The following is a 25966-nucleotide window of genomic DNA, read 5'->3' as shown; positions in this document are numbered from 1 at the left end:
GTGACGCCGGCTTGCGAACGCGTCGCCACGAGCCCGCTCGCCTGTCTGACTCGTTGATCTTGCTCGAGCGGATCCTCGCACTAATATTCATTGGGAAGCCACACCCGACGTGATCGGCGGCTGCATCCAAGCCGCGGCGCGTTTTCCCATCTTGATCCCCGGCAGTTCAATGTATCGATACGTAAGTTCTGAAACGATGATCGTGGCGGGTATGCTCAGGCACGAAAGCAGCAACATCCCAGGAGCAGTCCCAGAGTAGCTGAAGAGGATCCAAACAATCGCGGAAATGATGGGGTAATGACACAGAAAGATCGAGTAGGAGCGCGAACCAAAATATTGCGCCACGGGACTCATGAGCGCGCAGGAGTATATATTGCCAGCAAGTCCCGGCCGCTCATGGCACTTCCGCGGAAGACCAAAAAATACAATAAGCCAGATCAGGAACGGTCGCAGTTCATTGCGCAACGGTAAAAGGACGATCGCCAAAGCCACGGCCTGGACAAGCCAATTGTGGCCTTCCACATACGGGTAGGTGAACCGGCTCACAATTCCCACCACAAAGTAACTAACCCCGAGCGGCAAAGCCCCGGGCTGAGCAGTGCCGACGAAACTCCTGAACCAAAACTCACAAATCGCAACTGCAATGGCCAGCAACGGGATGAGCAATTCATTTCGGATGATGCAGATTATCAGCGGCGCAACAAGATAGAATTGCCATTCCAGCGAAATGCTCCATGCTGGCATGTTGAATGCGTACTCCGAATACGGCAACGCTGCATTGGAGATGGCACCGTGCAGCATCGTGAGGTGCGCGAGAAGGTGTGACCAGAAGTACTTGTGATTGCTTGCGGCGACACCATTAGCAACTTTTGCGAACTCGGAATCGCTAAAGCCAGGAGCAGCTAGCGAAATGGCAAGTAGATCGTTGGTGAAGAACCCGAAAAAGCAGGTGGCGGCAAACAACGGAAACAGTCGAGCAAAACGCTGGATGATGTAGACCGGATATGGCTCCGCTTTTTCGATAACAACGTGTGTGATCACGAAGCCGCTGACGATAAGAAAAACGAGAACGGCCGGCGGGCCCAGCGATCTGACATGCGGTCCCAATGCTCCGACACTGAAGCCCGAACAATATGCGAGGTGCGCCAACACCACGGTCCACGCCAGCCAGCCTCGCAGTCCTTCGATGGCTCGAAACTTCTTCAGCGCGGCGCCCTTTCCTTGCTTCGGTTGAGTCGAAAAGGATGGCACGTATCGCTAACGTTGGTTCGGAGAACATTATTTCATTTCCATTTGTCGGGATTTTGACGCTTGGTCATTAACAAATCTAAATGTTTAGACTTTGACTCAGAATAAGGTGACCATGATCGCGGTAGTTCCCGAGGCCAGCGCGGCCTCTCGGCTTATGTCCTAGTGAAGCTCAGTCGGCCGCTACTCGGAGAGATTCCGTCATTTGATGACTTTCAAGAGGACGCGACCTCGCAATGCCCTACCCGCGACATTTTCGGCGAACGACGCCCTCTGGATGACGATCGCCAACGCGTCGTGCTGGCCGAAGCAACGCCCGAATCCAGCCAGTAAGCGCGGGGCCTGCGCTGACGAAATCACAGGGGCGGCACAGCAATATACCCGCGTTGGCTTCTTTCAACCGGCTTTAGTGCACGGTGAGCTGACTATTCAAGACACCGCTGCAAGCTGCGGTCTCGTGTGGCGCAAGTCGCTAGTCAGAATTCTTTCCGCCAGCAGCCTCCGAATATGGCCGATGCGTTGATATCGCGGCCCTTCGAATTCCTCCAAAGTCAACTTAGACGAACGATAGACCCTGTAGAGCTGCTCGGCGCCCATTCGAGCGTCCCAGCGGGGCTGGAACCCTGGCAACTTGCGGCGGATCTTTTCGAAGCTCACTCGGTAGGATCGCTCGTCTGGACTCGCATCTTCGGCAAACTCCACCGTAGAATTCGGCACCACACTCGCGACGATCTCGGCCAAATCCCGAATTCGATAATTGTGAGCAGTCTGACCGACATTGAACGCCTCATTGAAGACGGCCTCGGCAGGTGCCTCCAATGCGGCTATGAAAGCTCGAGAAATATCCTCGATGTGGACGATCGGCCGCCAGGGCGAGCCATCCGATTTCAGGTGAATTCTTCCTGTCGTAAACGCCCATGCAACAAGGTTATTCAGGACAATATCGAAGCGCAGCCGCGGAGAGACTCCGTACGCTGTCGCTGGCCTCAGAAACACTGGGCAAAACCCGTCGTCGGCCAACGCCGAAATACCACGTTCCGACGCGACCTTGGATTGTCCGTAGGCCGTCACCGGATTGAGCGCTGCGGTCTCATCGATCATTTCCTCACCGGCTTTTCCATAGTTGCTGCAGGATGAGGCGAACACGAAACGACGCACGCCGGCATGCTTTGCTATCTCGGCGATGCGAACGCTTGCGCGATGATTGATCTGGTCGGTCAGTTCAGGCCTCAGATTGCCGAGCGGATCGTTGGAGAGTGCGGCTAGATGCAGCACAGCGTCGAAGCCAACGAGATCCGTGACCTCCGCATCTCTGACGTCCTTCCAGATCGTCGGGACCTCGAGAATGCTACCGCCAGGGGCGTATGTGCACCGGGAGTAGATATCGCTGTCCATTCCAGTCACCTCGTGACCGGCGCCGACCAGCATTGGGATTAAGACCGTGCCGATGTAGCCAAGATGACCTGTTACAAGAACTCGCATTGCCATTCTCCCTCGCACTCAATTTCATGAACGAAAGTTGCCCGCTGTACGTGTTTCGGCCAGAGTTCTGTCAAGTGCCGCCCCCTGCCATCGGGAAGACCGCCTCGTCACGCAGAGTGCAGAGCCAGGACGGCTGCTCGCACGGCCTTGGCTTCTTCACGGGATGCCGTGGCCCAGCAGGGAGACTCATGACGCCAGGGCCTGCCTATGCCGCCCGGCAACAAGTCCCCGTTCGGAGCGCCACCACTTCACAAACTCCGTCAGTCCGAGTTCGAGCGGCACCGTCGCTTGGAAGCCCAGCAGACGCTCCAGCTTGCCTGTCGACGCCACTCGGCGCTGCATCGGATTGGTCGAATGCTCGGGCGCGATTTGCGGGAGCATGCCGTCATGACCCATAACGGAAGCCAAGGCCGAAGCGAGCTGCACCAAGGTTGTTTCGATACCGCTCCCCACGTTGAACACCTCGTCGCTGACCTTTGCCCTCGCCGCAAGGATGGTTGCGCGTGCGGCATCACGGACATGCACCAAGTCCACGGTCTGCTGGTCGTGGTCAACTATCACCGGGGGCGTTCCAGCCTCCAACGCCTCCATCCAGCGGATCAACATCTCGCCGTATCGACCGTGCACGTCCATTCGACTGCCATACACGTCAAAATATCTCAAAGCGATATAGTCGAGTCCGTGCATATCGTTGAAGGCGCGGAGCAGGCCTTCACTGCAAGCCTTCGCTGTTCCATAGACCGTACGGTTTCCATATGGATTCTGATGTTCCGTCGTCGGAAGCTCCTCCGCTACACCGTACACCGAAGCAGATGACGCGGCGACGATCTTCTCGACGTCGTACTTTACGCAGAGTTCAAGCAGATCGAAGGTGCCGTTCACCATGACTTCCATGGCAAGACGCGGTTCAGCCAAGCAATGAGCGCTGCACGGCGCGGCGTGGTGAAAGATGATGTTGGCCCCTCTTACCAGAGCTTCAACCAGCTTCGTGTCGCGCAAATCGCCACGGACCAATCGCACCGGTCCTCGGTTAAGCGACCTCCTGAGGTTCTCGGGTCGACCGGTCGCCATATTGTCGAGCGCCACGATCTCGCTGCAGCCTTCGTCGCACAACGAGTCCACGATATGCGAACCGATGAATCCGGCACCTCCGGTAACGAGAACGCGTTTTCCCTTGAGATCCAGCACGACCGCCCTCCTGGTTCTAGGCTACGAGGCCATGTCGAGGCATTCCGTCCTGGAATGTCCAGCCGCTCCGGAACGTTTGCTCCCCTCCCGCAATTTTCTTCACTTCGGAGCCAACGATGCCGGTTTGCTCCGGTAACATCTCGGGATAAATGGGGAGCGATAGAAACTCGCTCGCAAGCCTCTCACTTACAGGCAGGTCGCCGACGCGATATCCAAGCTCTGCGTAACGCTGTTGTAAATGGACCGGAACGGGGTAGTGAACGTCGACCCCGATCCCCGCGCGTCCCAGCATGGCAATAGCCTGATCGCGGTGCCGAAGCCTCAGGGCGTAAATATGATAGACATGCCGGCTGTGGCTGGGTGGCCGCGGACGCGCGACCGCCAGACTGGACAATGCCTGATCATACTGCGCGGCGATCGATCGACGTGCCTCGGTCCAGGCTTCGATGTAGTCCATCTTTACGTTCAGCACTGCCGCCTGAACTTCGTCCATTCCATGATCGCATCTTGCAAGAGCATGATTGCCCTCGTCCTCCTGCGTCCGGTCGAGAAGCCAGGACACGCGTCGCGCGAGCTCCGGATGATCCGTGACAACCGCGCCAGCCTCGCCATAGGCTCCGAGATTCTTGTCGGGATAGAAGCTGAAGCAGCCGAAATCTCCGATCGAGCCGGCCCGCCTGCTCTTGTAGCTAGCGCCATGCGCCTGCGCAGCGTCCTCGATTACCAAGAGGCCGTGGCGGCGGGAGATCGACATGATTGAATCCATGTCCGCCATCAGTCCATGCAGATGCGCCGGCAGGATTGCTCTCGTCTTGCTCGTGATCGCAGCCTCGATCAAAGCTGGATTCATCGTCCACGTGACTGGATCGACGTCCACGAAGACGGGTGTTGCACCGCACCTGATGATGGCGGCCGTCGCCGCGACGAAGTTCATCGAGACCGTGATCACCTCGTCGCCCGGCCCCACTCCGGCGGCCAGCAATGCGAGATGGAGCGCCGATGTGCCACTGCTAACAGCGCGGCAGCACGCAACGTTGCAGTAGTCCGCAAAGCGTTCCTCGAAAGCGCCCGCTTCAAGCCTCGATGTAGCGCGCTCATGTCGGATGGCACGCCTGATCGCGGCGTCGATTTTCGATCCGACCGTCTGAGCTTGTGCTTTCAAGTCCAAGAATGGTATCAATTCGGTATTCCCGCTTCTGGAACGTTCGGCAGCTTCACGTCCGCACAGGCATGTCTTGCCAGATACCTCGCGTGTCGATTACGTCAAGATGACGGCGTTCGGCCAGCGGAACCATCTTGAACTCGTCGTGGTCGACCAGGAGAAGGGCAATCTCACACGTGCGCAATGCTTCGTCGATGTTCAGCAAGCCGATATGGTGGTCGGCAAGCTCCGGCGGTGGCCGCCGCAGATTGGGCTCGACAACCTTGATGCGCTGTCCGTACTTCTTCGCCAGATGTACGGCGATCTCCATGGCCGGGCTTTCGCGCAAATCGTCGACATTGGCCTTGAAGGTTAGCCCGCAGCAGGCCACGTTTGCGTAGGGATGATCCTCGATCAGCGCCTCTGCGCGCTCAATAATTTTCTGCGTCTTGGCGTTGTTAACCTCACGACTCGTTCGCATTACGCGCGCAAGGTCGGGCGCCGAATCGATAATGAACCACGGATCGACGGCAATGCAGTGCCCGCCCACGCCTGGGCCCGGCCGCAACACGTTCACGCGTGGATGGCGGTTCGCGATATCGATCACCTCCCAGACATTGATGTCGAATCTGTCGCAGATCATCGAGAGTTCATTGGCAAAGGCGATGTTCGTATCCCGGAACGCGTTCTCCGTTAGCTTGACCAACTCGGCGGCGCGCGCGGTGGTGGCAACGCAAGCGCCGCGAACGAACATCTTATAGAAGCGCTGAGCGCGCCGCGCACAGGCAGGAGTGATCCCCCCAATGCATCGGTCGTTATCGATGAGTTCGCTCAAGATCCGCCCAGGCAACACGCGTTCAGGACAATATGCGACGTACACTGCGCCGTCCTCGCGGCCATTGACGCCGATTCTCAGGTCCGGCCTGCTCTCGTTAATCCGTTTTGCGATGCCTTCAGTGGTTCCGATTGGCGAGGTCGATTCGAGAATGACGAGATTGCCCGGAACAAGCAAATCGAGAATGCTTTCCACGGCTGCATTCACGTTGGACAAATCCGGCCGATTATTGCTGTCAATGGGTGTGGGTACCGCGATGATGAAGACGTCGGCGGCCTGCGGCTTGCTTGAAGTCGTCAACGCGCCGCTCGACACTACTTTGGAAACGAGACCGTCGAGATCGGGCTCCGAAATGTGAATGGCTCCGGAGGCCACCGTCCTGACCACATACTCCTTTGTGTCCACGCCAACCACTTGCAGGCCGCGGCTGGCTATCAGCGCGGCCGTCGGCAAGCCGATATAGCCAAGCCCGAGGACAGCAACCTTCTGGAGTTCAGGCATCGAGAAGCACCTTCACGATCCGCTCGCTGGCACGCCCATCGCCAAATGGATTGTGGGAGCGAGACATAGCAGCATAAGTCTCATCATCGTCGAGTAGCCGGAACGTCTCCCCGACGATCCTGTCGTAGTTCGCTCCAACCAGGCGCGCGGTTCCCGCGTCGACTCCTTCCGGGCGTTCGGTCGTCTCCCGCATCACAAGGACCGGCTTTCCGAACGTCGGCGCCTCTTCCTGAACGCCGCCTGAGTCGGTCAGCACCAAATGCGCCATGGAGAGAAGGCTGACAAAATCCGTGTACTCTTGGGGGGAAATCAGCACGACGCGCGGATGGTCGGCGAGCCGTGTTGCGAACACGTCGCGGACGTTCGGGTTCGGATGAACCGGAAGGACGACGGCAACGTCCTCCCGGCTCAAGATCGTCTCCAGTGCATTCACGATGTTGAGAACACCTCCACCGAAATTCTCCCGGCGGTGGCAGGTGACCAGGATGATGCGACGGTTGCCGTGCCGCTTCCTGATTCCGTCCCAACGGGATGAGAGCTGCGGATCGGCCTCTACCATGGCTTTCGCGATGATCAGCGCGTCAACAACAGTATTTCCGGTGACGTGGATGCGATCGTTGGAGACGTTCTCCGCCCGGAGCGCTCTCGCAGCACGCTCAGTCGGCGCGAAATGCTGATCGGCGATCGAGCCGACGATCTTGCGATTCACCTCCTCGGGCCAGGGCGCGAAGATATCTCCACTTCGCAGTCCCGCCTCGACATGCGAGACCGGGACGCGGTGATAGTATGACGCCAGCGCACCTGCCATGGCAGTCGCAGTGTCGCCCTGGACGATCACTCTGGTGGGCTTCACCCTCTCCAGGACATCTCCGATCTGCGCCAATAGCCGGCCGGTCAGATTATCGAGAGTCTGATTCACCGTCATGACGTCGAGATCGAAATCCGGGACCACCTTAGCCATCTTGAGAACCTGGTCGAGCAGTTCTCTGTGCTGCGCTGTCGCGCAGACCGTGAGGGAGATGTCCTTGTTCTGCTCGGCCTTGAGCCGCTTGATGACCGGAAACAGCTTGATCGCTTCCGGCCTGGTTCCTAACAATATGAAAAAATGCTTTCGCACGCCTCACCCTCCGATCCGGCCTGTCCCGGGGGGCAGCACATTGTACATGCTGGGCGGCCGTCTAAGTGCCTGCCGCGCGAACGCTTGCGTCAAGATTCCTGCAAACAGCGTGTTCGTCCTGGCATACCGCCACCACATCCGTCTGGGCTCCTGATAGATGCGGTACAACCATTCCAGGCCGAGTTGCTGCATGTGAATGGGAGCTCGCAGAACCGAGCCCGCGAGAACGTCAAACCCTCCGCCAACGCCCATAATGAACGGTACGCCGAGCTCGTCGCGGTGGGCCGCAAGGAAGCGTTCCTTCCGCGGCGTGGGCATACCAATGAAGAGGCAATCGGCGCCACTGGACCGAATATCGCGGACGACCTCGTTCTCCTGCTCGCTGGAAAAATAGCCGTGCCTCACCCCAGCAAAGACAAGCGAGGGGTGCTCGTCCCGAACACGCTGTGCCGCCTGTTGCACGACGGCGGGTGAGGCTCCCAGAAAATACGGTCGGAAGCCCTCTTGCGCGCACACTTTCAGCAACTCGCCGAGGAGATCTACGCCGGTGACTCGCGACGTTGCCGGGAGACCAAGCCCCCGCGCTCCCCAAAGGATTCCCATGCCGTCGATTCCGACAATGTCGCTGCTGGCGACATCAGCGGCGAGCACTGGATCGGAGCGCATGTTGACGAACTTCGCCACGTTCAGGGCGACATGCTGCAGACGCTGGCGGCTTCGCATGGCCTTGCGCGCAAGGCCGACGGTCTCTGCCATGGTCAAGATATCGATGGGGCACCCCAGAAAGTAGGCACGCATGGGTTTCCTCCCCCGGCCAAGATTCGCTTTGAGCGAAAGACCGCTTTCAATTGAACTTAATTAATATCGAGATAATAATGACAGCGATTTTATTTGCAAGTTATATTGATATTATATTTTCGGCTTGAATACGGGATAAGAAGCTCCAATCAACGACCAAGCCGCAACGTTGGCGTCGGAGGAAATTAAATGGACATTAAACCTCGAGCGATTTCGGTGATTGTTCCACATTTGAATCAGCCCATGGCGCTTAAGACATGTCTGGCCAGTCTCGAGGCGCAGAGCATCCCCCGGGATTCGTTCGAGATCATTGTCGTTGACAACGGCTCCGTTACGTTGCCGACCGACGTCATCGCGCAATATCCAGGCGTACGGCTGTTGCGCGAGGCACGGCCCGGGCCTGGCCCGGCGCGTAACACCGGAGTTGCTGCTGGGAGCGGCGAGGTGCTTGCCTTCATCGACGCCGATTGCAGGGCACATTGTGATTGGCTGAGCAGCGTATGGCGCTCACTGCATTCGCTCCCGCCTGGGACAGTGCTCGGAGGGGACGTCCGCATCTGGCGCGACGCGAAGCCACACCTGGATGCCATCGCAGCCTACGAGAGCGTCTTCGCCTATCGGTTCAAGCTCTACATCGAGCGCGATGGCTACTGCGGCACAGGCAACATGGCGATGTTTCGCCGGGATTTCCATTCCGTCGGACCGTTCGCAGGGATCGACGTGGCGGAGGATATGGAGTGGGGACAACGGGCCCAGCGTGCCGGGCTTCGATTCCGGTATATCCCGGAAATGATCGTCTTCCACCCGGCCAGGAGTTCTCTGCAGGAGCTATATGTCAAGTGGGACCGACAACTCCTGCACTACCGCAACATGGCCGACGGCAAGCCGGCATGGAGATTGCGCTGGATTGCGCAGGCCCTGCTTGTCCTAGCTTCGCCCGCTCCCGGCATCATCACGATCTTAACGAGTGACCGGCTCTACGGTATCGGAGCCCGTATCAAGGCTATCGCCGTCATGTGTGCCGTACGAATGCATCGGGTCATAACAATGCTGTCGCTGCTGCGCAATCGGCGAGCCGTCGCCTGGAATCGTTAGAAGGATATTCTCGGCATCAGGCCGGTATGGGTATCTTGCCAAATGCCGAGTTGTGGGTCAGTTCCAGCAAGTCACTTCGCTGGCCGAACGACCACAACATCCAACCTAGTTCGTAGCTACGGCATTCCAGCCGAAGTCCAACACCGGAATCTTCAATTAGCCCGGCCTCGCATCCGGAGTATGCGTTCTTGATTGCGCGCAGCATCCTCGGCGCCCGCGTTGTCAGCTCCCGCTTTCGAATCTGGGATCGGATAGTCAGCCCCAGATCGGGCACCAGCATCGAGCGGCGAAGCTGGTTCTGACCCAGCACCCAATTAAATCCCTTGATTAAGGCATTCCGTGCCCCCCGAACTCGATAGCGCTCCGCCCATTCCAGCAGAGCCGGAGCCATGCCATACTGGTGCACCGAGTAGACTTCATAGAAATCAAGCACGCGCCCCCCAGCCGCATCGAAAAACCAGGGCCACTCGCCGTCGGGGCCTTGAAGTGCAATCAACTTGCGAACGCAGGCGTCGGCCATGGCGAGCGCGGATGACTCGCCTGCGAACTCGCCGTAGTGATAGCACGCAATTGAAAGATAGATCTGCGTGGCGAACGAAGCGAAGCGCCGCCGAAATCCTGATGATGCGTCGAAAAATAGCCCCGATCCGCTGTGGAATCGCTCCTGGAGAAAGCGATACAGCGGAGCGGCGAAAGACACCCACTCCCTGTCGCCGGCCCTGGCCCGAGCCACCACGCCCGTTAAGAGCATACCCAGATCCTGAGCCCGAAAGGTCTTCCAGCCCGCCTGATCGCTCAAGAGCGCTCGCACGTCGCGCCTCACCTGCTCGGGTAGCTCGAAGCGGAGTTCCGCGGAAACCCAGAGCGCCATACCTAGTGCATACTTTGGCACCGCAAGGACCGTGAGTTGGACCGCATTGTGATGGAATGTTTCCAATAAGTTGAGGCCGCTAGGACCCTTCTTTATCCTCGACATTCCGAGCAGAACGTTAAGCGTGTAGAACACATCACTGCGCCGTAACGACTCGTTTGGCGACGCGCGCCCGTCCAGATGGTAGATATGTGACCAGCAGCGATGTTCAGATAACCAGCACCGCTCCAATCCTCTGAGCGCATAGCGCACCAGGGGCGAGTCCTGCGAGGAATCGGGTATCAAAGATCCACTCGTAATAGGGCTGATGTTCATCGAAGAACCACGGTTAGCTCGTTTCGACCTCTGTGGATGATTCAGCCCGACCTCAAGTCAGGAGAGAACCGATCTCGCGCAAGTACTGACCGTAACCGCTCTTCTCCAACGGTCGCGCCAGCTCTTCGATCTGGTCGCGCTCGATGAAACCTTGCCTCAGCGCAATTTCCTCAAGACAGGCAACCTTCATGCCTTGGCGCTTTTCGAGCGTCTGCACAAACATCGCCGCATCGATTAGCGACTCCACTGTTCCGGTATCCAGCCAGGCGAACCCCCGCCCCATCCGCTCAACATGGAGTGCCTTGGCCGAAAGATATCGCATCTGTAGATCGGTGATCTCGAGTTCGCCGCGCGACGACGGCTCGATGCGCCGTGCGTAGCGCACCACGTTGTTGTCGAAGAAGTAGAGACCTGTGATCGCCCAGTTCGAGCTCGGCTGGTTCGGCTTCTCCTCAATTCGCAGTGGGCGATCGTCCTCGTCGAACGTAACGACGCCATACCTCTCCGGGTCTCGTACGCGATAGGCGAAGACGGTTGCACCTTCCTGACGCCCGGCAGCCCTTGCGAGCAATTCGCTCAGGCCGTCGCCAAAGAAGATGTTATCTCCAAGAACCATCGCAACGCGATCGCTCCCGATGAAGTCGGCGCCGACAATGAACGCATCGGCCAGACCGGCGGGTCGGGGCTGCTCCGCGTAACTGAGTCTAACTCCCCATTGACTACCGTCCCCCAGCAAGCGCTCGAACTGACACCGGTCTGAAGGAGTGGTTATGATAAGGATCTCGCGCACCCCTGCCAGCATCAGCGTTGACAACGGGTAGTAGATCATCGGCTTGTCATAGATGGGCAGTAGCTGCTTGCTGACCGCTCTCGTGATTGGATACAGTCGAGTTCCGCTGCCGCCAGCCAGCACTATTCCTTTCAGCATCGATTCCACCTTCCACGAGTTGGCCGAGACAGGTTTCGAGAGAGCAACGCCACGACGGCAATCGAAGGCCTAAGACACGTTCGGCCTTGGATGAATTGAGGCGCGAATTCCGTGGCCGTCGCGCGGCGGTCTGGTACTGTTCGCTCGTAATGGCCTCAAGCTGCGGCACCCGGATTCCCCGATGAGCGAGCAACTCGAAAATCGCTTGGGCAAACCCATGCCAAGTCGTCTCACCTTGTCCGGCAAGATGAAAGATGCCGGCCATGGCTCTGCGATCGTGGGTTAGCAGCCGTCCCGAGAGCTGAAGGATCGCCGACGCAAGGTCGAGTGCGGATGTTGGACTTCCGCATTGATCCTCAACGACTTTGACGATCGGTTGCGCTTCACAGAGCCGCAGCATCGTCCGAACGAAGTTGTTGCCATGGGGACTATATAGCCATGAAGTGCGAATCACCGTTGCGAGCGGATGAGCAGCTAGAACCGCAGCTTCGCCGGCCAGCTTCGATGCGCCATACACATTCAATGGCGCAGGAACATCGCTTTCCTCGTAAGCATCCAGCTTTGTGCCGTCAAAGACATAGTCGGTCGAGATGTGGATGAATGGAATATTCATTTGCCATGCGACGTCGGCCAACGCGGCCGCTGCGTCGCGATTGATGCCGAATGCTTTTGCTACTTCCGACTCTGCTAGGTCCACCGCCGTGTAAGCGGCAGCGTTGATGATCATGGACGGTGCGAACGGATCGATCGTTCGGCGGAGTTCGCCATGGGCCTCCAGATTGATGCCGCTGCGTCCAAGGGCGACCACTGGCGTGCTGTGCAGCGTCGCCAGGTCATGAAGACACCTTGCCAACTGACCGTTGCGACCAGCAATCAGAATGGGCCTTTCCGTCATTTGCAGCCTCAATGTTGTGTAGCGAGGAGCCCCAGACGCGAGCCGTCATAGACCCCGCTGCGGGCACGCTCCCACCACGCGCGGCTCTTGAGATACCATGCGACGGTCTCGGCCAGCCCCTGCTCGAACGTCCTTGTGGGTTGCCAGCCAAGTTCACGGTGAGCTTTCGATGCGTCGATCGCGTAGCGGATATCGTGCCCCGGACGATCTGGCACAAAAGTAATCATCGATCGTCTCGCTGCCGGACCGGGATACAGTCTGTCGACGACGTCGCAGATCTGGGTAACCACGTCTAGGTTGGAGCGTTCGCTATCTCCGCCGAAATTGTACTTCTCGCCGGGCTTGCCTTTGAACAGAAGCGTGATCAACCCTGCCGCATGATCTTCGACATGCAGCCAGTCCCGTACGTTTCGGCCGTCGCCATACACCGGCAACGGCTTGCGCTCGATCGCATTGAGAATCGTCAAGGGAATGAGCTTTTCTGGAAACTGAAACGGCCCGTAATTGTTCGAGCAATTCGACACAATGACCGGCAGGCCATAGGTCTTGAACCACGCAAGTGCGAGATGATCCGAGGCTGCCTTGCTCGCCGAATAGGGTGAGCTCGGCCGGTAAGGCGTTTCCTCCCGGAAGCAGTCAGCGGCTCCGAGTGAACCGTAGACCTCGTCTGTCGAGACGTGAATGAAGCGAAACCGCTTTCGCCCTGGTACCGAGAGGCCCTCGTAGTATTTTCTCGCTGCTTCCAACAACGTGTAGGTGCCCACAATATTCGTGGCAATGAAGGCCGCGGAGCCGGTGATTGAGCGGTCGACGTGACTCTCGGCTGCGAGGTGAATGACCGCGTCAGGCCGGTAGCTGCTGAACACGAAATCCATGGCCTCGCGGTCGCAGATATCCTGCTGCTCGAACAGATAGGACTTTAGCCCTTGGATGGGCGCTAGCGAGGATGGGTTGGCCGCATAGGTCAGCTTGTCGACATTGATCACTTCGGCGCCCTTCTGCAGCGCTAGGCTACGGCACACGGCAGATCCGATAAATCCCGCTCCCCCAGTCACCAAAATGCGCATCTGACCGCTCTCCATCACTCGAAAACGGCCGCAAGCTGGTCCAGCCTGGGCAGGGATCTGTCCTTTGGCGACACTTGGGCCTCGGCCGTTGTCACCGGCCATTCAATCGCCAGTCCCGGATCGGCCCAATAGAGCCCTCCGTCATGGCTTGGCGTGTAGACTTGGTCGACCTTGTAGAACACGACGGTCCCTGGTTGCAGTGTGCAGAAACCGTGCGCAAAGCCTTTCGGGACAAGCAGTTGCTCTCCGGTTCGGCTATCCAGCTTGACAGCTATATGCCTTCCGAAGGTTGCCGACGAACGCCGAAGATCGACCACGACATCGAGAATAGCACCGCTTAGCACTCGTATGAGCTTGGCTTGGGCGAACGGCGGTCGCTGGAAGTGCAAGCCTCGGACTGTCCCAACCTTGTCTGAGCTGGATTGATTGTCCTGGACGAAATCGACGAGAATCCCCTTCTCCGCGAAGGCGGATCGCTGAAACGTCTCACAGAAGTAACCCCGGGCGTCCGATAATCGCTCCGTTTGAATCATCTTGACATCTGGGATCTCCAAACACCGTACTTCCATCATGGAAAGCCCTCAGCCAGTTGCTGCTCAGTCCCGACAAAAGGCGCAACGAGGTCTTCAAACCACTGATCGAAAATGCTTTCGTCGAGACTGCTCTTGCCGTTGTCGTTCGAGTTCATGATAGGCACTTGCCGGCCCGTCATGATGGGTACCTGCGCATGCCACGCCTCTGCGGCGCGGTAGGAATCCCGGGTTTCGAGCCGACTCGCATCGCCCCGCCTTGCCAGCGACAACGCGGCCCATTCAAAGCGTTCCACCGTCATTGGATGATTAGGGAGGCCCGACACTGTCTTCACCTTCAACATGTGCCCCGCCGGGCTTTTAATCGCACGAATCCAAATCATATTTAAATTTTATCCGCCGAATCCCGTCGGGCGCAGCAGCGACACCATGCGAACAGGCCGAGCCGCCTTTCCGCGCCAGCCACAAATTAATAACAGAATAATATTTAATTTGGCAATGATATTTTTTTGAGATACTATTCAATTTAATAGATCATAGCCCAAACGCCCGCATGCGGGCGACCAATCCGACGCGCTCCCGAGCCTGACAGGTACCCCATGCTTCAGAGTAATCTTCTACAGACCGACAGAACGCGCTTCCCTCTGGGCGGCCCGACCCAGTCGAACGAAATCAACGGCGGGGGAATCGGCGATCTTGTCAAGTTCGCGGTCATCTTCGTAAGGCGTCGATATCTTATGATCATCGTCACCGCGGCTCTCGTATTCGCTGCCGCGCTGCTCTACCTGCGGTTTTCTCCTCCCACCTACACGGCTCAGGTACAAATCCTGCTGTCGAATCCTCGCGCTCAATTCGTTCAACAACAGTCGCTTCTTCCGGAGCCCGTCGTCGACGCGGCCCAAATCGAAACGCAACTACAGATGATAAGGTCGCGGGGAATTGCGGCGGCAGTCATAACGCAGCTTAACCTCGCCAAGGATCCAGATCTTTCCGGCTCGCGGTGGTCCTTCAGCTCGCTGCTGCATCGCATTCGAAACCGGAACCAGCAGCCGGAGCACGATGCGGAGGCTGATACGCCCAGGGAAGGCGCGATTGCCGCGTTATTGGATAGGCTGTCCGCGTACCGGGTCGGATATAGCAAGATCATCGAGGTAAGCTACAGTTCGAGCAACGCGGAACGCGCGGCAGAGATCGCGAATGCCGTGGCTAACGCGTACCTTAACGACCAGATGAATTCGAGGTTCGAGGCCACGCGGACGGCAGCCAGTTGGTTGCAAGAACGGCTCCAGGATCTCAATGAGCAAGCACTAGCGGCCGAACGCGCCGTGAGCGCATATAAGTCCCAGAACAACATCGTCTCGGCAGGCGGAAAATCGATTGACGAACAGCCTGTCAACGATCTCAGCGCGCGATTGGTAGCCGCCCGAACCCTGACCTCCGATGCACAGGTCAAGTTCAATCGCTACGACGCGGTCCTGCGCGCCAATGCAGCTGGCTCATCCACCATCAGCGCTCCTGACGCGGCGAGCGCCGATGTCCTCCAGAGTGCGATTGTCACTACGCTTCGCCAGCAATATCTCGAGTTGTCACGTCGCGAAGCCGATTGGTCAACCCGGTTCGGGCGCGACCATTTGGCGGTTGTCAACCTGCGGGCTCGGATACGTGACATTCGCACATCTATCCTCGAAGAGGTCAAGAGGCTCGCCGAAACCAGCAAAAATGAACTGGAAGCTGCTCAGCAGCGGCAGCAGGAACTGGAGAAGCAGCTTGCTCGGGCCGTCTCGCAATCGCGCCTGACGAACTCCGCAGAGCTAACCATACGGGAGTTAGAGAGCCGAGCGAGAAGTCTGCGCGCCATGCACGAGGCGTTTCTGCAACACTCCATGGGGACGACTCAGCAGGAGACATTTCCGATTTCGGAAACCCGGGTGATCTTTCCCGCCGCCACGCCAGAGCGCAAAAGCAAGCCGAAGGCAAACTTGGTGCTGAGCTTCGGCCTGGTCGCTGGACTCGCGCTCGGGATCGGCTTGGCTCTTCTGCGAGATCTCATGGATAGAGTTTTTCGCACGTCTTCACAGGTGGAGGCCGCACTGGAGCTACCCTGCTTGTCGCTGATCCCTTTGCTGTCGCCTCCGAAGGCGCAGAAGTCGACCGTCCGATCCCAGCAAGCGGATGAAGATCTGCGATCACGCACGATGTCAACCGTGCCAGCGCTTCACCGAACCGTCGTCGGAATGCCCCTTTCCCGCTTCACGGAAGCCATCCGTTCGATCAAGCTTGCCATAGACCACACCCCCGCGAAGGCCTCCAACCAGGTGATCGGAATCACGTCGGCTCTGCCAAATGAAGGCAAGACGACGATTGCAGCCTCCCTGGCTCACCTCATCGGACATAGCGGAAAGCGCGCTATTGTAGTCGATTGCGACCTTAGAAACCCTTCACTTTCTGCGGCTATGGCTCCGAAAGCTGCATTTGGATTGATTGAGGTGGCAAACGGAAAGCACTCGCTCGAAGAAGCGCTGTGGCACGATCCCAGAACCAATCTCGCATTCTTGCCAGCTGTCCGGCGCGGACCCCTGCTTCACACGAGCGAGATCCTTTCCGCCGAGAACATGACCAAGCTATTCGATCGCTTGCGGCAGTCCTACGACTACGTCATTGTGGACTTCCCTCCGCTCTCGCCTCTGGTGGATGTGCGCGTCACTGCGCCGTTGATCGACTGCTACGTTCTCGTCGTCGAATGGGGACGGACCAAAATCGATGTCGTTCAGCATGCCCTGCATACTGCGCCGACCATCTCCGATTCCTTGATCGGCGTCGTCCTCAACAAGACTGATATAAGGGCAATGGCACGGTACGACGCCCATCGAAGTGATTACTACGATGACAGCCACTACATCAGATATGGCTTGTCGGATTCTTAGGATGACTTTGACATACGTCGGACCTCACGACGGAGTCCGCACCTTCTGCAATATGCTCTCCGTTTTGGGCGAGTCAGAGTCAGAGATGGTGTAAAATGTTTCAGTCTACGATGCTCGCTGCGCTGGCGGCCGTCTCTGCGGATTTTGCTGTGGTCCCGAACCTGCTAGGTCTAGCGGCGCTATCGGGCGTTCTTGCGGCCGCTATACTGGCCGCCGGCCTTTTCTCCACGTCGTCAACCCTCGCTTGCTTCGCGAAGCTTCTGCGGCCCCTCTTCATTTTGGCTCTCGCCGCGCCCGTGCTTTGGATTGCCTTGCAGGTGGTTCCGATCCCGCTCCGTGGCCTTGGAAATCAGATCTGGGCGATTTCATCGGCAGCCCTAGACCAACCTCTCGCAGAGAGGTTCTCGGTTGATGTACGCGAGACGATATTGGCGCTTTCGCATTACAACGCTGTCCTCGCTGCGGGCGTCGTCACCGCAGTCGTTACTCTGGACAAGAATCGGGCGGCGCAAGTCCTCTATATCCTCGTATCGATCACCGCGGCCATCTGCATATTTTCGGTATGGAGAAGTAGCAATCAGAGTGGTTCCTGGCCCGCCGAACAAGTCTGGACATTGACCGCGGCGGCACTTGGTGCCCTTCTCTCCACTGCAATGGCTATCCGTGCGGTCGACCAATTCCGGCGGCCTAGAAGATCCCCTCGCTCGCCGGCAGGACCGCTCGTCATGATGACCTGCGCCATTCTGTCATTGATCGTCTCCGTTGCGGCGGCCGCGCTTTGTGGCGGCTGGATCGCGCTGATTGCCGTCCTGCTCGGAATGACAACCATCCTCACGGTGGTCGCTATTCGCAAATGGTTCTTTGGCCTGTGGGGCAGAGCTGGCGTTCTCGCGACCGCCGCCATGTTGTTCGTCGCCAGCTTCACTTTCATTCCAATCAATCGGAATGCTGACCTGACGACTGCCCTGTCGACGCAGACTCGGGCAGCAACTGAGCGGATGCTACAGGACACTCACCCGATCGGGAGCGGTGCAGGTACGTTTGTTGCGCTTCTGCCGATTTATGCGGACGGTGGCATGCTCGCAATGCGCGAACGACCGACCGCCGCCGCAGCGGTCGCGGTCGAAATGGGACGTACGTTCCTTTGTGGCCTGTTGATGGTTACCGTCATGAGCGCCTGCATGTTGTTCGGGCGCGCCTTGTCTCGCAATCACTCTTACTTGTACCCAGCCGTCGGCGCCGGCGCTTCCGTATCGTTGACAATACTGGCCTTTGCCGAAAACAGCCTTTTCGACTTATGGGCATCACTGTTGGTGGCGGCGGTCTTCGGCCTGGCTTTTGCTCAAAGCCTGTCGGGGACGGCTCGCGACGTGGAGACCCTCGAATTGCGGCCGCCTACGGAGGCCAGCGACCAAACCACGGCAGCGCGACGGATTCCTTGGCCTATCTTCGCTTCCCGATGGCCTCCGACCCGCGTTGCTCTGACTATGATCGGGTTGCTGTTGGCTGCGCAAACGGGTTGGATCGTCTCGCAAAGGTGGCCTTTCAGTGATCGACTCTCAGTTACATCGGTTGCCGGCTCGAATGAAGCCTTGGCCTCAACGCACCAATCCACGCGCGAGCATGCCTCGACTGCCTCAGGATTCACTGCAATTCTGCCCCTTAAGTCCGACAAGGCAGCCGAGATCGGTCGGTCCACGAACTTGAACGCTCTTTCTGCGGTGCTGCAATATTCACCCCTTCGGGGCGACGTTTGGCTCATGCTTGCGGCGCTTTCAAAGCAGCACGCGGCGCCTTATGACACGACAAGCTTACTTAAGATGTCCTACTATACTGCACCAAACGCGGTGGAACTTATTCCGCTACGGCTTTCCGTCGCTCTCGGCACTGATGCGGCGATCAAGGAGCCTGAGCTTCGAGATCTTATCCGGCGCGACCTTAAGGTTGCTATCACTGGCCGGACCCCACTCCAGCCAGCCATCGCCGCCGCATACCAGTCGGCATCGGCAGACGGCAGGGCGTTTGCCGATAGCTCGATTTTGGAGCTCGATCCTGGTTACGTTCAGAAGTTACGCTCGCGAAGCCCATAGCCGTTTTTCGGCAACGTGCCTCGGGACGATCGCGCCCAGGTCGAGCCTATTTGATATCGCGTCAGCATGAATAGCTCCTATTAATTTTATTGAATCCTCGGATTCAATTGCTATTAGATTTAAAATTATAGTATATTAAATCTTCCTTGCGTTTTTTGTTGGTTAGCCATGAATTTTATCAACCGGCATATCGCAGACGATGGGAGCGCTCTAACTCTCGTCAACTCACAATCGCCCATTGCTGATGAAGGAAAATGGCCCGTCCGGTACGACTCGGTCGAGCTTGTCGTGATCTGCGCCGATATCGTGACCATTCTATTCGCCGGTTTCCTTTCCGCGCTACTTTCACCCGGCGGCCCGGCACAAGCCGGTCTAATCCAAGCATTCGGCTACGCGGCGGCAGCAGCAGTGTGTTTGGTCTACATTCTGAAAGGCAGGGGACTGTATCGGCCAACCGAACTCCTGGTACTCCGAAGCCAGGTTCGCGGCATTTGCCTCACGTGGATTTTGTTGCATGTCCTGGCCGCCACTGTGGAGATGCTCGATGACAATCCGAGCTTCTTCCGAGGCGCCGGCCTCCTGTTTGCGGTACTCGGCCTGGCATCTTTGATTGTGCAACGGTGCGTTGCCAGGAAACTTCTGATAAAATGCTTCAGTGGCAGGAGGTTCGCGCGGACGAGTCTCGTCCTCATCACCGATCAGCCGCCGTCGAGTCATGCTGGTCTGTCGGAGACTCTTGCGGTTCTCGGCTATTGCGTCAAAGGCCGCTTTGATTTGCCTGCGATGGGCTCAGACCCCGGTTCCAGAAAACAGCTGAGCTCCCGCGTGATCGAACATATTCGTAACTCCGAAGTCGATAAGATCGTGCTGGAGGCCAATCCTGCACGATGGGCCGACCTTCGTGCCTTTATCTCAGATCTGAGAGTGCTGCCATTCCCCATCATGTTCGTCCCGGTTGGCGCTGCATCGGAATTGCTTCGACATCCGGCAAGGAGCTTGGGAAGTGCCGCTTGCGTAGAGATCCAGCCCGGCCCCCTCACCGCAATCGAGCGCGCGAGCAAACGAACAATTGATATTATCGGTGCGGGACTTGCTTTGACAGTCCTTGCACCGTTTCTCGCGATAGCTGCCGTCGCGATCCGACTGGATTCTCCCGGCCCGATCCTCTTCAAGCAACGACGATGCGGCTTCAATGGCCGAATATTTTCAATCCGCAAATTTCGGACCATGCATGTGCTCGAGGACGGCAGCGTAATCGCTCAGGCCACCCCACTGGACCAACGCGTCACCCGGGTGGGCAAATGGTTGCGTCGGACGAGTTTCGACGAACTGCCACAGCTGCTAAATGTTCTTGAGGGCAATATGTCGCTGGTGGGCCCGCGTCCCCACGCCTTGGCCCACGACGGACAGTTCGACAAGCTCGTCCGGAAGTACGCCTTCCGACGTCGAGTGAGACCGGGATTGACAGGATGGGCTCAAATCCATGGCTGCCGTGGACCAACGCCTACAGCGACCATGGTAGAGAGACGCGTTGAATACGATCTCTGGTATATCGACAACTGGAGCCTTCGGCTGGATCTCGCAATCCTGTTGCGAACTCCTTTGGAAGTTTTGCGGGGGCGCAATGCTTACTAGGACCCGATCGCCATACACCAAGTTGCGCCAGCCTGCTGGCGCAACAAGTTCTCACGCCCGCTGCCGAAGCTTCGGAGCCGCTTCCCCGATACGGAAATCCTCGATCCGACGGCCGGATTTCATGGCAGCGACCAGCCAACGCGGCCGCTTGCCTCGTCCCGACCAGGTTTCGGAAGTCTGCGGGTTACGATATTTCGGCAGTACGCGTGGATATTTCCGCCTTTGCTTGCCGGTCGGAGAGACGCCCGGCCCGGTTGCCTCGGCCAACATAGCCATCCCGCCGCCGAGAACCGCCAAACGCTTCTCCAGCTCCTGCTTTTCCGCCTTTATCCGATCCGACAAAATGCCGCTAATTTCCTCATGAAGCGACCATAGATCGTCGATGGACATCGCTTCTAGTTCGAGCTTCTTGGTAGACATGCTAGCATCCTGTAGTTGCGCCCATTTAATATCGCCCCTGCCCGATAATCAAGCCCCCAGTGTCGGGTTCTACGCAGAAATATGTGGAACCGGCAGAAAGTTCGCCCTCCACATAGCTGCGCCGCCGGTTCCAATCAAGACCAAAAAATGCATTATCCGCTCAATTTAATAACAGCCAGACTAAGAACACGCGCTTTACGTGCACCGGCGCCTCACCTCAAGCGGAAATTGGCTGTTAAACGGGGCGCGCGATCGATCTGCCACGCCGCGCTCTCGGCGAATATGACCGGTGCGCCAGGCCGGCCTTTGCTGGCAATCCGCCTGAGCTCCGGCTATCGGCACGCTGCAACCGGGCGCTTATGACTGCGATGTCTCTCAGAGCAAGCCTTCGCAGCTGGATTTGTAGCTTCAAAGCCCGGATGTCGCTCGATGAAGCCGAGGGAGCGATAAACCGACTCACCGCCGCTCGAATACGCCCCAGCGGGCAGCCGATGATATCCAATGTTTCTCTTGGAGCTTCCAGCAAGATTCCCTCACCTATCAAATAAACAGATAAAAATAATCCTCGCTATATATATTAAATAATATATTATTTATTTATTGTCGCGTCAATTTGAAAGACCAACCCTTGCCCTGCCAATGTTGTTCGCCACTCGAAAAGCGATATTCGGCGTGAGACGACAGGCAGGGGAGCGATGGTCGAACGGTGCCGAGAATGTTATGCGCAGGCAGGATCTCGAAGCCATGGATTTCGAAGAGCTATGGCTCCTCCACGAGGAGCTAACAAAGATTCTTGCTGAAAAGATCACAGCCGAAAAGCGGGAGCTGGAGAAGCGCTTGGCGCAACTCAATCAACCGGATCAATTCGGTGGGGCGGAGGGCGGGGCGACAGCCACGGGCTCGGGCCAGCCGCCTCGCCGCAAATACCCAAAGGTCGTACCGAAATACTTCAACCCCCTCAAACCGACAGAGACTTGGTCTGGGCGTGGTAAACAGCCGCGCTGGCTGGTCGCCGCGCTCCACTCGGGGCACACGCTGGACGAGTTCAGGATTCACGAGAACAGCGAAGCCTCCCACCGGGATGCTGGTGGTCACGAGCATTGATAGCCCTGCCACGGCAAATGCCGGCATGCGCGATATCCGGCCCACGGATCTGGAAGCCCGCTAACTGCTCCGAACGCTGTGATTGAAGCGCCCGCCGAGGGCATCTGCCGCAAACGACGAAGTGGTTTAGGCCTTCCCTGCGCGCACCGCGACGGCCGCCTCCAACAGAAACTGCAGGGTTCCCATCCTCGGCAAGGACCACAACCCGCGCCGGCGCGCGGGTGGGATGGCGCCGTTCGCCACCTTTCGGTAGTTTCCAATATCCAGCACCATCATCGCGAGGAAGGGCACACGAGTGGCTGGAAAGCGCGCCTGCATCAACTGTCGCACGAACTGCAGACGGGGAATCAGCCGAGAGCGCAACTCTCGCGGAAGATCGACGCCAAGCAACTCGGCAAGAGCGAGCAGCTGGGTTTCAACCGCATTCTTCATCAATTCGCCCGGGACAAGAGAGGCAAGCTCCCTCCAATCGAGCCCACCGACAGAATTGTTTAGATCGCGCAATTCAACAAGGTGCCGCAGGTCGAGATCGCCGAGCCAATAACCATAGTCTTGAAACTGATCATGGATGATCAACATGAGGGCGCCGTAGATAGGCGTGGGGATGTAAACGCGTCCCTGCCCCAGCGGCGCAGGGACGCAATGGTCCAGCGCCTGCCCGAAGCTCTGATAGAGGTACGCGGGACCTGGAGCTGCCGTTTGCAGGTCGATGGCCCCGACATCCTGCGAGCGATTCAAATCGACATGCCACCGCTGGCTTTCGGGCGGGGCCTGGGCATGAATATCGTAACCAATTGCACATAGAGCGGCGACTGCCGTCCTGGCCTCATCTGGCATGATCATGATATCCAGATCGGACATCAATCGAACGCCTCGTCGCGCCTCGTGCGCGGTCGCCAGCGTTGATGCCCCCTTGAGCAGGATTGGCGTAATGCCGTAGCCGTTCAACGCAACGACGGCTTCTTCGAGTTGAAGGAGGAGCCGATTGTTGCGCAGCACGTTTCGGCCGTGGATCTGCCGAATGTATTGGCTGACGTCCTCCGGAAGGATCGATGCAAACTTATCGACAAAATCGATGAGCGCCGGCGTCGTCAGAGTCTGATTTGCAAGCCCTATGACCGAAGTCCACTCGATATCGACAGGTGGCAGGCCTTGCAGGCAATTGCAGAGGGTCGTTAGCGCCGCGCTATGCCTTGCCATTGCATAGATCCATAAGCACGCGCCGAGCCTCCACGGCTTCGGAGTAGGTCAATTGAAGGGATCGCGCGCCCGTGACTATCCGCTTCAGAGCTAAGAAGCCGGCCTGCGAAAGTCTTCCGTCAGCGGCAAATGCGTTCCCAATGAGCCGCCTCATCGAGTCCAGCTGGTCTATCGCGGTCAATTCGGCCGGACCGCTCTCGACCCGGTTCAAGAAGATGAGCCAACTCGCGGAAACGCTTTGGTTGTGCGCATCCGGAATCGGCACGTAGCGCACCGAAATGCCGTCCGCGCGGCAATGCGTCGTGTCGTACCGGTCACCATGTAGTCGCGAGAGCAAGTCCCACGACCCCTCCTTCAAGGTGAGAGCAAACGGAATGCCGCAGATCGTTCCGTCAGCTCCAACCAGCGCAACGTCATCCCCGGCATACCGAAGTCCGGCGTCCACCAGCTGCAGTGTGAGGGTGGACTTTCCAGCTCCTGGCTGGCCGCACAACAACAGGCCTACACCGTCTTTCACGAGAGAAGCGGCATGAAGAGAGAAGGTCCAGCGATTGCTTCGAATAAGCCGCTCGGTGATGTGAGCTTTGACCGTGGGTGCAAGTGCTTCGACTTCACATCTGGAGATGCTGGAATTCTCTCCGCGCAACAACACTTGCTCGTCCAGCATCATCGCCTCGATGGCTATGTCGTCGTCGCCGCGGGCGCTCTGGTCGGAAACACAAAACAGCGAACACAGCCGGCTTAAGAGCTCCCGATTTGCAGCCCGGACTCCTATTCTGAGCGAGCCCAGAACCGCTGAGAAGGCAAAATCGGCCGGCATTCGCCAGTCGACCTCGAGCAACGCCCGATCGATCCAGACATCTACAAGCTGTCGCGTGAACTGGCGTGCCGTGTGCTCGTCGATGCCTAGCGCCCTAAGCTCCTGATGGGCGTCTTCCAACGAGGCGCCTTGCGCCAGCTTACACCAGATGAATGCTCCTACTCGGTCCAGCTCAAAGATTTTCTGCCCTGCTTCGCTGAAGAGCGTTGATCGACCGTTCAGCAGCGCGAACACTGCATCCGAAGCCGGTCTCAACACCAGCTCTGCCGACGATCTATTCAGCATGGCTCCAACCAATGTGAAGAAATCCGCCTCGCCAGTACCGATGCGGCGACGCCAGCGTCTGGGACGCTGTCGTCGCGGCGCTCGGCACCGAACGAAGTACAATCTGACCGGTCGCGGCCCGGCAATTCCCGTCTGCCGGGCACAACTCGCCCAATCGGTCTCGTTTCGAAATAACAATTCCGGTCAGTCATGCCGCGGCTGACCGGCCCTCGTCCCTCCCCGCGGAGAAATGTTCAACACCTGCTCTCAACGAAAGCTCGCTCGCGCTCAACCGATGAGCATCCAAGAGATACCGATAGGCCTCACGATCGGCACCGCGTTCTCGCAGAATGCGCTCCTTCTCGCCGATACTTGCCAATTCCGCGCGCATCTGGGCCAACTGCGGGGCATCAGGGGCGAGGTCGTACTCGCCAAGAGTTAAATTCCACATTGTCTCCTCCAGCCGAACGAACCTGGGACGAGCTCAGCTTACGTGAACGGCAGCCATTAACAACGAGATTTACGCGCTTTACCATATAATCAAAATTTATTTCATATTTGAACCGCGCACCGACCCTCCGCTACCAAAAGGCTCGATCGGCGCGCACCGGACCGATGGCCAAGAATCGGAGATACCGAATTTGCTGGAATGGGCCGACGTTTTCGATCGATGACATCGCTCCCGCGCCGCCGCAAAAAATAAATCGGCCGAGAGTCGCAAACCGGACCGACAGCGCAGATTTGATTTGCACATTAAATGCAAACAGAGAAATATTAACGAACCGCGTGCGAGGGGAGTGCGACCAGTGATCCGGTGGGCTGATCTTTCCGTCAAGAAGATAATGGTTTCGTTGCGAGCAGAATATTCGACTCGAGTCGCGGGGATCTCGAGTCGCGAGGATTTGGACAAGATAATTGTGAGGGACCTCCCAGAAGCTTTCGGTTGAGGTCGAAGCATCATTCAGGCTTGCCGAGCCCCAAGTCGGCAGTATCCCAGGAATTCGCCAAGCAGGAGATCCGGTCGGTTGGAGAAGCGTCGTCACGAGCAAGCTGCCCATTGCTCGAACAACGACCCCAGGTGCGATGCCCCCCAAGTCACCCGCACCGACGAAAGCGCACTCCAGCCGACCGGCCCTTTTTGTTCAGCAATATGTTTGAGGGAGGCACATATGGGTATGATCATGGTCAACTGTCCGCAAACGGGTCGCGCCATTCCTACCGGCATCAAGTCCGATCGCGAGACTTTCCTTCGGAGCATCGTCTTTTTCGGCAATACTCGTTGTCCAATCTGTGAGGCCAATCACAACTGGTTCGCCCGCGAGGCCTGGGTCGACGAGCCATTCGTTCGGACGTCGGATGTGCTTGGTGCTATTCCCTCGTGCTGATGCAAATGCCGGAGCCGCTTGAGAGAGTGCGTTCATTCCCATGTTCTCGGTGCAGGCATTTCGGTTGCAACGCATCGGAACATCGGAAACATTTCGGGGTATCGTCGTAGAGC

23 protein-coding genes are annotated in these 25966 nt (G+C 57.9%); 6 read left to right on the top strand and 17 right to left on the bottom strand.

The window, feature by feature from the left end:
• Window positions 1-87: 87 nt before the first annotated feature.
• The 7 genes from E4K64_RS09510 to E4K64_RS09480 form a co-directional block, all read right to left on the bottom strand.
• Window positions 88-1251, bottom strand: a complete 1164-nt coding sequence (locus tag E4K64_RS09510) for an acyltransferase family protein (RefSeq protein WP_135163261.1) — start codon at window positions 1249-1251, stop codon at window positions 88-90.
• Window positions 1252-1677: 426 nt separating this feature from the next.
• Window positions 1678-2730: an NAD-dependent epimerase/dehydratase family protein gene (locus E4K64_RS09505; protein WP_135163260.1), complete on the bottom strand. Its 1053-nt coding sequence runs from the start codon at window positions 2728-2730 to the stop codon at window positions 1678-1680.
• Window positions 2731-2916: 186 nt separating this feature from the next.
• On the bottom strand, window positions 2917-3918 hold the full coding sequence (locus E4K64_RS09500; RefSeq protein ID WP_135163259.1) for an NAD-dependent epimerase/dehydratase family protein: 1002 nt from the start codon (window positions 3916-3918) through the stop codon (window positions 2917-2919).
• A 16-nt stretch (window positions 3919-3934) separates the two neighbouring features.
• Window positions 3935-5098, bottom strand: coding sequence for a DegT/DnrJ/EryC1/StrS family aminotransferase (locus E4K64_RS09495; RefSeq protein WP_135163258.1), 1164 nt, complete (start codon window positions 5096-5098; stop codon window positions 3935-3937).
• A gap of 34 nt (window positions 5099-5132) precedes the next feature.
• Window positions 5133-6395 carry a UDP-N-acetyl-D-mannosamine dehydrogenase gene (gene wecC, locus E4K64_RS09490; RefSeq protein ID WP_135163257.1) on the bottom strand — a complete coding sequence of 421 codons (1263 nt, stop codon included), beginning with the start codon at window positions 6393-6395 and terminating at the stop codon, window positions 5133-5135.
• Window positions 6388-7512, bottom strand: coding sequence for a non-hydrolyzing UDP-N-acetylglucosamine 2-epimerase (wecB, locus tag E4K64_RS09485; RefSeq protein WP_135163256.1), 1125 nt, complete (start codon window positions 7510-7512; stop codon window positions 6388-6390). The genes wecC and wecB overlap by 8 nt, the downstream gene beginning before the upstream one ends.
• 3 nt (window positions 7513-7515) lie before the next feature.
• Window positions 7516-8310, bottom strand: a complete 795-nt coding sequence (locus tag E4K64_RS09480) for a WecB/TagA/CpsF family glycosyltransferase (RefSeq protein WP_135163255.1) — start codon at window positions 8308-8310, stop codon at window positions 7516-7518.
• A 189-nt stretch (window positions 8311-8499) separates the two neighbouring features.
• Here E4K64_RS09480 and E4K64_RS09475 point away from each other — a divergent pair, with 189 nt between their 5' ends.
• Window positions 8500-9405 carry a glycosyltransferase family 2 protein gene (locus E4K64_RS09475; protein WP_135163254.1) on the top strand — a complete coding sequence of 302 codons (906 nt, stop codon included), beginning with the start codon at window positions 8500-8502 and terminating at the stop codon, window positions 9403-9405.
• A gap of 16 nt (window positions 9406-9421) precedes the next feature.
• On the opposite strand, the gene E4K64_RS09470 is transcribed toward E4K64_RS09475, so the two are convergent.
• The 6 genes from E4K64_RS09470 to E4K64_RS09445 form a co-directional block, all read right to left on the bottom strand.
• On the bottom strand, window positions 9422-10528 hold the full coding sequence (locus E4K64_RS09470; protein ID WP_235884624.1) for a hypothetical protein: 1107 nt from the start codon (window positions 10526-10528) through the stop codon (window positions 9422-9424).
• A 115-nt stretch (window positions 10529-10643) separates the two neighbouring features.
• Window positions 10644-11519 (bottom strand): glucose-1-phosphate thymidylyltransferase RfbA, encoded by an 876-nt coding sequence (gene rfbA / locus E4K64_RS09465; RefSeq protein ID WP_209311951.1) that lies wholly within the window; start codon window positions 11517-11519, stop codon window positions 10644-10646.
• On the bottom strand, window positions 11428-12414 hold the full coding sequence (rfbD, locus tag E4K64_RS09460; protein ID WP_135163253.1) for a dTDP-4-dehydrorhamnose reductase: 987 nt from the start codon (window positions 12412-12414) through the stop codon (window positions 11428-11430). The genes rfbA and rfbD overlap by 92 nt, the downstream gene beginning before the upstream one ends.
• 8 nt (window positions 12415-12422) lie before the next feature.
• Complete coding sequence (gene rfbB, locus E4K64_RS09455) at window positions 12423-13481, bottom strand: dTDP-glucose 4,6-dehydratase (protein WP_135163252.1); 1059 nt, start codon at window positions 13479-13481, stop codon at window positions 12423-12425.
• Between the two features lie 14 nt (window positions 13482-13495).
• Complete coding sequence (rfbC, locus tag E4K64_RS09450; RefSeq protein ID WP_135163251.1) at window positions 13496-14053, bottom strand: dTDP-4-dehydrorhamnose 3,5-epimerase; 558 nt, start codon at window positions 14051-14053, stop codon at window positions 13496-13498.
• Window positions 14050-14355, bottom strand: coding sequence for a hypothetical protein (locus E4K64_RS09445; protein ID WP_135163250.1), 306 nt, complete (start codon window positions 14353-14355; stop codon window positions 14050-14052). Before E4K64_RS09445 ends, rfbC begins: the two co-directional genes overlap by 4 nt.
• Window positions 14356-14610: 255 nt before the next feature.
• On the opposite strand from E4K64_RS09445, the gene E4K64_RS09440 reads away from it, so the two are divergent.
• The 3 genes from E4K64_RS09440 (at window position 14611) to E4K64_RS09430 (ending at window position 20660) form a co-directional block, all read left to right on the top strand.
• A complete protein-coding gene (locus E4K64_RS09440; protein ID WP_135163249.1) occupies window positions 14611-16935 on the top strand; it encodes an AAA family ATPase in 2325 nt (774 codons plus the stop codon).
• A gap of 110 nt (window positions 16936-17045) precedes the next feature.
• Window positions 17046-19025, top strand: coding sequence for a hypothetical protein (locus tag E4K64_RS09435; RefSeq protein WP_135163248.1), 1980 nt, complete (start codon window positions 17046-17048; stop codon window positions 19023-19025).
• Window positions 19026-19193: 168 nt separating this feature from the next.
• Window positions 19194-20660, top strand: coding sequence for an exopolysaccharide biosynthesis polyprenyl glycosylphosphotransferase (locus E4K64_RS09430; protein WP_135163247.1), 1467 nt, complete (start codon window positions 19194-19196; stop codon window positions 20658-20660).
• 51 nt (window positions 20661-20711) lie between these two features.
• On the opposite strand, the gene E4K64_RS09425 is transcribed toward E4K64_RS09430, so the two are convergent.
• The gene (locus tag E4K64_RS09425) at window positions 20712-21080 is read right to left on the bottom strand and encodes an H-NS histone family protein (RefSeq protein WP_126257996.1); all 369 of its coding nucleotides are present in this window, start codon (window positions 21078-21080) and stop codon (window positions 20712-20714) included.
• A gap of 720 nt (window positions 21081-21800) precedes the next feature.
• Here E4K64_RS09425 and E4K64_RS09420 point away from each other — a divergent pair.
• Window positions 21801-22184 carry an H-NS histone family protein gene (locus tag E4K64_RS09420; protein ID WP_135163246.1) on the top strand — a complete coding sequence of 128 codons (384 nt, stop codon included), beginning with the start codon at window positions 21801-21803 and terminating at the stop codon, window positions 22182-22184.
• Window positions 22185-22310: 126 nt separating this feature from the next.
• Here the strand turns inward: E4K64_RS09420 and E4K64_RS09415 are convergent, their stop codons facing one another.
• The 3 genes from E4K64_RS09415 to E4K64_RS09405 form a co-directional block, all read right to left on the bottom strand.
• Window positions 22311-23384, bottom strand: coding sequence for a nucleotidyltransferase family protein (locus E4K64_RS09415; RefSeq protein WP_135163245.1), 1074 nt, complete (start codon window positions 23382-23384; stop codon window positions 22311-22313).
• Complete coding sequence (locus E4K64_RS09410; protein ID WP_135163244.1) at window positions 23371-24489, bottom strand: PqqD family peptide modification chaperone; 1119 nt, start codon at window positions 24487-24489, stop codon at window positions 23371-23373. Before E4K64_RS09410 ends, E4K64_RS09415 begins: the two co-directional genes overlap by 14 nt.
• A 187-nt stretch (window positions 24490-24676) precedes the next feature.
• A complete protein-coding gene (locus E4K64_RS09405) occupies window positions 24677-24919 on the bottom strand; it encodes a hypothetical protein (RefSeq protein ID WP_235884623.1) in 243 nt (80 codons plus the stop codon).
• 718 nt (window positions 24920-25637) lie between these two features.
• Here E4K64_RS09405 and E4K64_RS09400 point away from each other — a divergent pair.
• On the top strand, window positions 25638-25853 hold the full coding sequence (locus E4K64_RS09400) for a hypothetical protein (protein WP_135163243.1): 216 nt from the start codon (window positions 25638-25640) through the stop codon (window positions 25851-25853).
• Window positions 25854-25966 lie beyond the last annotated feature (113 nt).

The organism is Bradyrhizobium frederickii (genome assembly GCF_004570865.1).
In the GTDB taxonomy this organism is placed as follows: Bacteria; Pseudomonadota; Alphaproteobacteria; order Rhizobiales; family Xanthobacteraceae; genus Bradyrhizobium; species Bradyrhizobium frederickii.
Note: the sequence above shows the minus strand (reverse complement) of the source record. Positions and strands in the feature narration are given on the sequence as shown.

Coding starts and splice junctions, on each gene's coding strand:
- rfbA (WP_209311951.1), bottom strand. CDS start 11,519: ATGCTGAAAGGAATAGTGCTGGCTGGCGGCAGCGGAACTCGACTGTAT.
- E4K64_RS09435 (WP_135163248.1), top strand. CDS start 17,046: ATGCTCGCTGCGCTGGCGGCCGTCTCTGCGGATTTTGCTGTGGTCCCG.
- wecC (WP_135163257.1), bottom strand. CDS start 6,395: ATGCCTGAACTCCAGAAGGTTGCTGTCCTCGGGCTTGGCTATATCGGC.
- E4K64_RS09480 (WP_135163255.1), bottom strand. CDS start 8,310: ATGCGTGCCTACTTTCTGGGGTGCCCCATCGATATCTTGACCATGGCA.
- E4K64_RS09425 (WP_126257996.1), bottom strand. CDS start 21,080: ATGTCTACCAAGAAGCTCGAACTAGAAGCGATGTCCATCGACGATCTA.
- rfbB (WP_135163252.1), bottom strand. CDS start 13,481: ATGCGCATTTTGGTGACTGGGGGAGCGGGATTTATCGGATCTGCCGTG.
- E4K64_RS09400 (WP_135163243.1), top strand. CDS start 25,638: ATGGGTATGATCATGGTCAACTGTCCGCAAACGGGTCGCGCCATTCCT.
- E4K64_RS09420 (WP_135163246.1), top strand. CDS start 21,801: ATGCGCAGGCAGGATCTCGAAGCCATGGATTTCGAAGAGCTATGGCTC.
- E4K64_RS09445 (WP_135163250.1), bottom strand. CDS start 14,355: ATGTTGAAGGTGAAGACAGTGTCGGGCCTCCCTAATCATCCAATGACG.
- E4K64_RS09505 (WP_135163260.1), bottom strand. CDS start 2,730: ATGCGAGTTCTTGTAACAGGTCATCTTGGCTACATCGGCACGGTCTTA.
- E4K64_RS09410 (WP_135163244.1), bottom strand. CDS start 24,489: ATGCTGAATAGATCGTCGGCAGAGCTGGTGTTGAGACCGGCTTCGGAT.
- E4K64_RS09475 (WP_135163254.1), top strand. CDS start 8,500: ATGGACATTAAACCTCGAGCGATTTCGGTGATTGTTCCACATTTGAAT.
- E4K64_RS09405 (WP_235884623.1), bottom strand. CDS start 24,919: ATGTGGAATTTAACTCTTGGCGAGTACGACCTCGCCCCTGATGCCCCG.
- E4K64_RS09430 (WP_135163247.1), top strand. CDS start 19,194: ATGAATTTTATCAACCGGCATATCGCAGACGATGGGAGCGCTCTAACT.
- rfbD (WP_135163253.1), bottom strand. CDS start 12,414: ATGACGGAAAGGCCCATTCTGATTGCTGGTCGCAACGGTCAGTTGGCA.
- E4K64_RS09415 (WP_135163245.1), bottom strand. CDS start 23,384: ATGGCAAGGCATAGCGCGGCGCTAACGACCCTCTGCAATTGCCTGCAA.
- rfbC (WP_135163251.1), bottom strand. CDS start 14,053: ATGATGGAAGTACGGTGTTTGGAGATCCCAGATGTCAAGATGATTCAA.
- E4K64_RS09440 (WP_135163249.1), top strand. CDS start 14,611: ATGCTTCAGAGTAATCTTCTACAGACCGACAGAACGCGCTTCCCTCTG.